9 protein-coding genes are annotated in these 7,761 nt (G+C 30.6%); 5 read left to right on the plus strand and 4 right to left on the minus strand.

What is annotated here, in order from left to right:
• Positions 1–549 precede the first annotated feature (549 nt).
• Positions 550–1,110 carry an AAA family ATPase gene (locus U9R42_13685; GenBank protein MEA3497073.1) on the plus strand — a complete coding sequence of 187 codons (561 nt, stop codon included), beginning with the start codon at positions 550–552 and terminating at the stop codon, positions 1,108–1,110.
• On the plus strand, positions 1,103–1,594 hold the full coding sequence (locus tag U9R42_13690) for a cytidine/deoxycytidylate deaminase family protein (GenBank protein MEA3497074.1): 492 nt from the start codon (positions 1,103–1,105) through the stop codon (positions 1,592–1,594). The genes U9R42_13685 and U9R42_13690 overlap by 8 nt, the downstream gene beginning before the upstream one ends.
• Positions 1,595–1,698: 104 nt before the next feature.
• Here the strand turns inward: U9R42_13690 and U9R42_13695 are convergent, their stop codons facing one another.
• Positions 1,699–2,094, minus strand: a complete 396-nt coding sequence (locus tag U9R42_13695; protein MEA3497075.1) for a hypothetical protein — start codon at positions 2,092–2,094, stop codon at positions 1,699–1,701.
• Between the two features lie 172 nt (positions 2,095–2,266).
• On the opposite strand from U9R42_13695, the gene U9R42_13700 reads away from it, so the two are divergent.
• From U9R42_13700 to purE, 3 genes are read left to right on the plus strand one after another with little or no spacing between them, the layout of a single operon-like run.
• Positions 2,267–3,121: a PASTA domain-containing protein gene (locus U9R42_13700; GenBank protein MEA3497076.1), complete on the plus strand. Its 855-nt coding sequence runs from the start codon at positions 2,267–2,269 to the stop codon at positions 3,119–3,121.
• Complete coding sequence (locus tag U9R42_13705; GenBank protein MEA3497077.1) at positions 3,099–5,069, plus strand: T9SS type A sorting domain-containing protein; 1,971 nt, start codon at positions 3,099–3,101, stop codon at positions 5,067–5,069. The genes U9R42_13700 and U9R42_13705 overlap by 23 nt, the downstream gene beginning before the upstream one ends.
• 16 nt (positions 5,070–5,085) lie before the next feature.
• Positions 5,086–5,607, plus strand: coding sequence for a 5-(carboxyamino)imidazole ribonucleotide mutase (gene purE, locus U9R42_13710; protein ID MEA3497078.1), 522 nt, complete (start codon positions 5,086–5,088; stop codon positions 5,605–5,607).
• 246 nt (positions 5,608–5,853) lie between these two features.
• Here purE and U9R42_13715 read toward each other — a convergent pair whose 3' ends face one another.
• The 3 genes from U9R42_13715 to U9R42_13725 form a co-directional block, all read right to left on the minus strand.
• On the minus strand, positions 5,854–6,060 hold the full coding sequence (locus U9R42_13715) for a hypothetical protein (protein ID MEA3497079.1): 207 nt from the start codon (positions 6,058–6,060) through the stop codon (positions 5,854–5,856).
• A 121-nt stretch (positions 6,061–6,181) separates the two neighbouring features.
• A complete protein-coding gene (locus U9R42_13720) occupies positions 6,182–6,343 on the minus strand; it encodes a hypothetical protein (protein MEA3497080.1) in 162 nt (53 codons plus the stop codon).
• Between the two features lie 270 nt (positions 6,344–6,613).
• Positions 6,614–7,761 (minus strand): T9SS type A sorting domain-containing protein (locus U9R42_13725; GenBank protein ID MEA3497081.1); only part of this gene is annotated, 1,148 nt, incomplete at its 5' end.

The following is a 7,761-nucleotide window of genomic DNA, read 5'->3' on the forward strand; positions in this document are numbered from 1 at the left end:
AAAACATTTATTGTTGACATTAAGGAAACTTCATGTTCTGTAGATTTCCCGCCAAAAATTAAAGCTACTGTTGTTTTCATGATTATCTGTTAAATTGTTTATTTGCTTATTTGTTTATTTGTTTATTCATAACTCCTAACTTTTATCTTTTAACTTTAAGTGCTTTAGGCATTTTTTATATTTCTCGCAAAGACGCTAAGAACGCAAAGAGAATTTTTATATCTGTTTATCCATAACTTTTAACTTTTATCTTTAAGTACTTTAGGCATTTTTTTATATTTCTCGCAAAGACGCCCCAATACAGTCATTCTTCCTTATGGGGCAAGCAAAGAACGCAAAGAGAATTTTTTTATCTGTTTATTCATAACTTTTAGTTTTTAGCTTTTAGTTTTTAACTTTAAATTGAATAACAAAAATATGAATATAAAACAAAAGAAAGGAGATAATTTAATGAACAGATTGTTTATAAAATCTGAATTGGAATTTCTATTTAAATTCAATTAATGCTATAAATTTGATGTTTTCAAAATCAGAAAAAAAACGATATAAATGATAATTTTTGGAATAACAGGAACTATTGGTGCAGGAAAAGGGACGATTGTTGATTATTTAGTTAACAAAAATTTTAAACATTTTTCTGTTAGGGCATTTTTAACTGAGGAAATAAAAAAAAGAAAATTACCCGTTAATAGAGATAATATGGTAATTGTTGCCAATGAATTAAGGAAAAAGCATTCACCTGCATATATTGTTGAACAGCTTTACAACATTGCATTAGCAACAGGAGATAATTGTGTAATTGAAAGTATAAGAACTCCGGGAGAAGTTGAGTTGTTAAGGTCAAAAGAGAATTTTTATTTACTAGCTGTTGATGCTTTGGCAGAAAAAAGATATGACAGGATTGTTAAAAGAAAATCTGAAACGGATAATATTTCTTTTACTGAATTTCTTTCTAATGAAAAAAGAGAAATGGAATCAGATGATCCTAACAAGCAAAATCTTTCGAAATGTATTGAGCAAACTGATTATAAATTAATAAATAATACTGAATACAAGAATTTGTATGAACAGATTGAAAAAATATTAAAAGAAATAAAATATTATGGATGAAAAAAAGTATATCAGACCATCTTGGGATGAATATTTTCTTGAAATATCAAGAACCGTTGCTACTCGTGCTACTTGCAATAGGGGCAGAAGCGGATGTGTGATTGTAAGAAATAGACAAATTCTTGTAACAGGATATGTTGGCTCTCCTATGGGTTTGCCACATTGTGATGACGTTGGTCATCAAATGAAAAAAGTTGTTCATGAAGATGGTTCAGTTACTCAGCATTGTGTACGTACTGTTCATGCTGAACAAAATGCTATTACTCAGGCTGCAAGACTTGGAGTGGCAATTGAAGGAGCAACTTTATATTGTAAAATGACACCTTGCCGTACTTGTGCTATGCTAATTATAAATTGTGGAATAAAAAGAGTGGTGTGTGAAAAGAAATATCATGCAGGAGCCGAATCGGAAGAAATGTTTAAGCAAGTAGGAGTGGAACTTGAGTTTGTTGATGAGGAAGTTGTGAAGTATAAGAATCAATGAAGAAATGATGTAATGAAGAAATGATTTAATGATGTAATGATGTAATGAAGAAATGATTTAATGTGTTAAGACAAATAGGTTGATTTATTGTATCTCTATGAATTTCAGGAATTTACTATCTCGTTTTTGATGATATTTTTGATTTTTGATTTTAGTTTTGTGTATCTTTTTTCAAAATCTTTAATGTGATTTGCTGTTTTGTCATGGTCCATTTTTGCATCTAAAGGTATATTGTCAATATCATTGTTGAATTCTACAAGTTCATCCAGAAATAATTCATGAGTATCAATCGTTTCTAACAAATCTTGTAAAAAACGCTTGTTGTGTTTAAGATGATTATCATATTTTATTAACTTTTCTTGATGCTCTTTAGGTTGATTTTCAAGTGCTTCTGCTAATAGTACCTTGTTAAATTTATCAATTTCATTTTTCCAATTGTTAACCATTTCTTTCCAATTAGCATGGTCGTCATGTAAATTTTGATATTTAGATTTTGTCATAGCAAAAAAGATTAAAGGTTAATAACTTAGTTCATTGAATATGAATATTCTTCATTATAACAGCATTATTTTTATGATACCAAGATAATAAAAAAATCATAGTTATTCCTAATAAAATGAGATTTAAATATAACTTTGTTAAAATTTTTATTACTAAAAGAAAGGGGTGAAAGTGAAATTTTTTAAATTTTTGATAAGTAGAGCATTCTGGGTAAATATTTTAATTTTCCTTGCTATTGTTGTTGTTATTTTTATAAGTATTCAGTTTTTTATGAGCAAATTCACTCATCATGGCGAGTCTCTTACAGTTCCTGATTTTAAAGGATATACGGTACAGCAGTTAGATGAAATTTGTAATGATCGTGGGTTGAGATATTCTATATCCGATTCTATTTATAAAGCTGGAGTTCCTTATTTTACTGTTGTGGAACAATCACCAAAAGCTCATTCAAAAGTAAAACATAACCGAAGAATTTATTTTACCATTAGTTCTGATAAACCACCAAAAGTAAAGTTGCCTAATTTGATGGATGTATCTCTGCGTCAAGCATTGGTGATAATTGAATCGGCAGGATTAAAAGTAGGTGAACTTGAATATGTTCCCGACATTGCACAAAATGTTGTTTTAAGAGTTACTAAAGATGGAAGAGAATTAAAGCAAGGATCTTTTATAAAAAAAGGCTCGGAAATAAATCTTGTTCTTGGTGATGGATTATCTTCTCAAAAAAGAAGAGTTCCCGATTTACGTGAGATGCCTCTTGATGAGGCTGTTTTTGCCCTTAAAGGATTTGGATTTAATATTGGTGCAATAATTTATAATAAAGAAGTTAAAGATAGTTCTGAGGCAATAATTTACAAACAATATCCGTTACCTAATCCTGATGAAAAGCTGGCTCAGGGTGAGGCGATAGATATTTGGCTTACCACCGTTTCGGAAATAGAAAGAATGAATATTAAAAATAATAACAAAGATTTTCAAGACAGTCTTAAAAAAGCAATGGAAAATGAGAAAATCATTATTGAATAATTTTATTACAAAAACACTAATTACTGTATTCCTTTTGTTTAATGTAACAATAAGTGCTGTTGCACAAAAAGAAGAAACAGTTCCTTTAAAATCAAATTATACAATTTCAAAGAATCTGCAAACACATACTTTAATGAGAAGTGGAGAGGCAGATTATGATACCTTAAATCTTGAAAAACCCTTTTTTGATGATTTTTCTTGGTCAAATATTTATCCCGATGATTCTTTGTGGATTGATAAAAATGTTTTTATAAATAATCACATGGCTTTATATCCAATAAGTTGTGGCGTTGCTACTTTTGACGGATTAAATTCTAATGGCATGCCTTACAATCCGGGAGTTATTAACTCAAAAGGGAAAATTGCCGATGAATTAACTTCTGTTCCTTTTGATTTTTCAAATTATAGCAGTAGTGATAATATTTTTTTGAGTTTCTTTTATCAAGCTCAGGGAATTGGCGATATGCCGGAACCTTATGATTCTTTGGTTTTAGAAATTAAACCCGATAGATATTGGGCAGGCTCTGTTTGGGATTCTACAAAGTGGATTCGGATATGGAGTACAGCAGGAACCAAGGTTAAAGCTTTTGAGCAAGTAAGTCTAAAAGTCCCTGAATTTATTATTGATACAACTGCAATTATTGATACAATTGCTCGCTTTTATCATGATGTTTTTCAGTTTAGGTTTAGAAATTATGCAAGTCTTGCGGGTAATTTAGACCATTGGCATCTCGATTATGTTTATATGGCTAAAGGGCGTGATACTAACGATTTATATTATGAGGATGTGGCAATTGTTTATGAGCCTAAAAGTTTGTTGAACGATTATACATCAATGCCTTGGAGTCATTTGATTGCTGATAAAAATCAATTGAGAAGTTCAATGGAAATGTCGGTGAGAAATAATTATTATCAAACAAGAAAAGCTCAAGGAGGATATGAGATTATTGATACTTTTGATAATGATCAAATAATGTTTGACGATAATGCTAACAGCCAAGATGTTTACACATTTTTGTCATTTCCTTTGACCGATAGCATGCAGCATAACTTTTTGTACAATGATGTTTCAAATTTTGATACTTTTGCTCTTGAAGTAAAATTGGAGAACCATAATTACTCAACTGATATTCGTTCTAAAAATAATGTGTGTTCAAAATATCAAGTATTCTCAAATTATTATGCTTATGATGATGAAACTCCTGAAATGGGCTACGGAATAACAGCTGCCAATTATTCCAGAGTTGCTTATCGTTTTAAAATGGCTGATAATTATCCATCAACAGATTCACTGCGTGGAATGGCTATCTTTTTTAACCAATCAAATGAGGAAAGAAGTAACAGAGACTTCACTCTTATGGTGTGGAACGATTATACAAATGAACCAATTTATTTTAAAGATACAATTACACCACAGTTCAATAATAATAAAGATAACGGATATTATATTTATGAGTTTGATACTGTTTTATCGATGGATGGAGAATTTTATATCGGTTGGGAACAATATGAAGATTATTTTATGAATGTAGGATTGGATATGAATTATTATCAATTGAAAAGCGATTCAATACCAAGCCAAGCAAATTCAAATATTCATTATTATGTGCAAGGAAAATGGTTGAATTCAAGTGTTGCAGGTGCAATTATGATGCGACCCATATTTAGTGATAAATCAATTATTAATTCCATAAAACAAAAAAAACAAAAAACTTTTGAATTTACAGTTTATCCTAATCCTGCAAAAAATGAATTTTTTATAAAATCAAGAGATATAAAGGATAAGCAATTGTCATTGTTTGATATAAGTGGTAAATTGGTTTTGTCAAAAAAATTAGATGCAACAGGGAGAGTAAATGTAGAAAATTTGGATAAAGGATTTTATATTATCAGACTTATAGATGAAAAGAAAAATATTATTTCAAATTCAAAAATAATAATTCAATAAAAAAATATTTTTTAAAATGGAAGAACAAAAAGCATTAGTAGCAATAATTATGGGTTCCGATTCGGATCTTGCTGTAATGACAAAAGCAGTTAAGGTACTTGAAGATTTTGAAGTACCATATAAAATAGATATTATCTCTGCCCACCGAACACCTGAAATGGCAAAAGATTTCTCTGTAAATGCTCATAAAGAAGGAATAAAAGTAATAATTTGCGGTGCAGGATTAGCAGCTCACCTTGCAGGCTCTGTTTCTGCTCACACTCCACTTCCTGTAATTGGAGTTCCAATTGGTGGCGGAAAACTTCAGGGAGTTGACTCACTTTACTCGACAGTTCAAATGCCCCCGGGAGTACCTGTAGCTACTGTTGGAATTGACGGAGCAAAAAATGCAGCATTGCTTGCTATACAAATTCTTGGTGTATCCGATAAAAAATATATGGATGCTATTTTGGATTTTAAAAAGGCTCAGACAAAAACTATTGTTGAGAAATCTGAAAAATTAAAGAGACTTGGATATAAAAAATATCTTGAAGGGTAGAGGTGTTTTAGATTTTTGAATTAATAATGGATGTGAATGTAAAAGTCATTCAATTGTCATTAATAGTCATTTAGCCAAGCTGTCATTGGGTTTTGTAACTTAATGACATTAGATTCAAGCGACAGAATACACATAATATTCTAACAGTCAAAAGCATACGAGTTTTTTTATAGGCACTAAATACATTTCTTTTAAACAATGGCATTGAATATACATCCTTAACAAATTGCTTTGTAAAACCTTTTTTCATTGTTTTAGCCAGTTTTCGAAATCTTTCTGTTCTTCTTCTGCTATCAGGTTTTGATCGCCTTCTTGCATAGCAGTGTAAATTGCTTTGTTTTCATGTTCTTCTGTAAAGCCGGATTTAACAACATCCATTTTGATTTTCAATAAATTGGCTAATTCCCTAAATGCTTTTAACTGTTCTTTTTTTATATCTAATGTTATTAGCATAATATAATTTTTTTTAGATTTATTACTTTAAAACAAAGATAGTTAAAAAAGATTATCTAATTGTTAATCTGTATTTTTTTATTCATATTTTCTAAGAGGTACTATTTAGATGGGATGATTATCAAAAGGGAGGTTCTATAAATACATTTCTTTTAAGAAACAAAGATAATGAATAAGATGCAAGGCACAAATTTTTCTGAATAGCTGTAGCTATTGAGGAAAATTTTAACGCAGTCAGATTATTTATTATCTTTGTTCCCAAAGGGTTTTCAGAGTTTTTCATATATTTCTTCAAAACTTTTTACATTATCCCGATTTGTTTCAAAATTTTTCATTGTCTATAAAAAACTCTGGAAATCTTAATGCGAATGTATTTATAGAACCTCCCTAAAAACAAGATTTATAGAATCAATCAAATTTATCAACTCCTAAAGCCGTTAATAAAAGAAAATCATCAGGAACTTAGTCTTTTACTCTCAGCTAATCCATCGAATAACGATAACGCAACACATATCCATTCGTTGGAAAGCTTGCATGCACAAATAGAATTCCTCTACTGTTTCACTAATAAGTAGGTATAAGCTTTATCCTTGCTAATGGCTTTTAGAATATACATTCCACTCTTCAAATCCGAACAATCAATCTCTGTGAATAATTCCGGGTTTTCTGATTGAAAATATCTTTTCCCGTTAAGATCATAGAGTTCGATTTTTAAAATGTCATTAGCAATGGACAGATTGTTTACACTAAGCTTGTCTGTAAATGGATTTGGCGTAACAACAATAAAATCATCTTTAAGCTCTTCCTCTACTGAATTAGTTATTCCCTGAGTTAATGAGATATTAAAATTACTTACACCACTTCCCGATACTGTAATTTCGGCAGTTCTTTCACTTGTTTCTGTATTTTTATCAACATTAACCAATATCCTTCCACCATCAATATCTTCAATAACAGTTAACCAACTTTGATCAGCAGTTACTGACCATGTTTTTAGGTTAGTAAAGACAGTAAGATAAAATATCCTAGCATTTATATCAATGCTTACTGCTGAAGGTGAAATGATTAGGTAATCATTTGATGATTGGCTGTAATCTTTTAAATTGGATAGAGAATGAGAGAATGGGCCTGAAGTACCTTGTGCCCTAAATATACTTGGGTCGCAGATGTAAGGTAAATCTACCACAACTTGATAAAAAACAACTCCTGCAGGTGGATTAACATCGGTATAGCTTGTTAAATTACTTGGCACAGAATCTAAGAGGCTAATATTTGCAGGGTTTGTACCTCTGTATATTTTATAGGAGCTAAAAGTAAAACCTTCGTAATGACTCCATATCAGGTTGTTTTCTCCACTTGTTCCTGTGTTGGCTGTTAGATGAATGGTCTTGTGGTGCTTGCTTAGGTAAGACTCGTTGCCATCATTAAATATAGTGGATACTTTATAGCGATTAGCTCTGACTGCCGGTCTTGAAGATGTGTCAATAAATACACTTAATTTATTGTAAGGAACGTAACCTATAGAATCATATACATTTGCTTGGAAGGTTTCCTTATAGACTTTATAACCATCTATATCCGTACTTTGCTCCCTTTCCCATGCAATCAGATTTTTGCTGGTTGAACTATCAACTGTAACCATACAAATATCCTGATCTCCAACTTGTGATTTATGTTCTGAGTAATAATAATCTATTCCAT

The organism is Bacteroidota bacterium, assembly GCA_034723125.1.
Classification (GTDB): domain Bacteria; phylum Bacteroidota; class Bacteroidia; order CAILMK01; family JAAYUY01; genus JAYEOP01.

Excerpts from the sequence above, each read along its gene's own strand:
- U9R42_13720 (MEA3497080.1), bottom strand. The coding sequence starts at position 6,343 with ATGAAAAACTCTGAAAACCCTTTGGGAACAAAGATAATAAATAATCTG.
- U9R42_13695 (MEA3497075.1), bottom strand. The coding sequence starts at position 2,094 with ATGACAAAATCTAAATATCAAAATTTACATGACGACCATGCTAATTGG.
- U9R42_13705 (MEA3497077.1), top strand. The coding sequence starts at position 3,099 with ATGAGAAAATCATTATTGAATAATTTTATTACAAAAACACTAATTACT.
- purE (MEA3497078.1), top strand. The coding sequence starts at position 5,086 with ATGGAAGAACAAAAAGCATTAGTAGCAATAATTATGGGTTCCGATTCG.
- U9R42_13715 (MEA3497079.1), bottom strand. The coding sequence starts at position 6,060 with ATGCTAATAACATTAGATATAAAAAAAGAACAGTTAAAAGCATTTAGG.
- U9R42_13685 (MEA3497073.1), top strand. The coding sequence starts at position 550 with ATGATAATTTTTGGAATAACAGGAACTATTGGTGCAGGAAAAGGGACG.
- U9R42_13690 (MEA3497074.1), top strand. The coding sequence starts at position 1,103 with ATGGATGAAAAAAAGTATATCAGACCATCTTGGGATGAATATTTTCTT.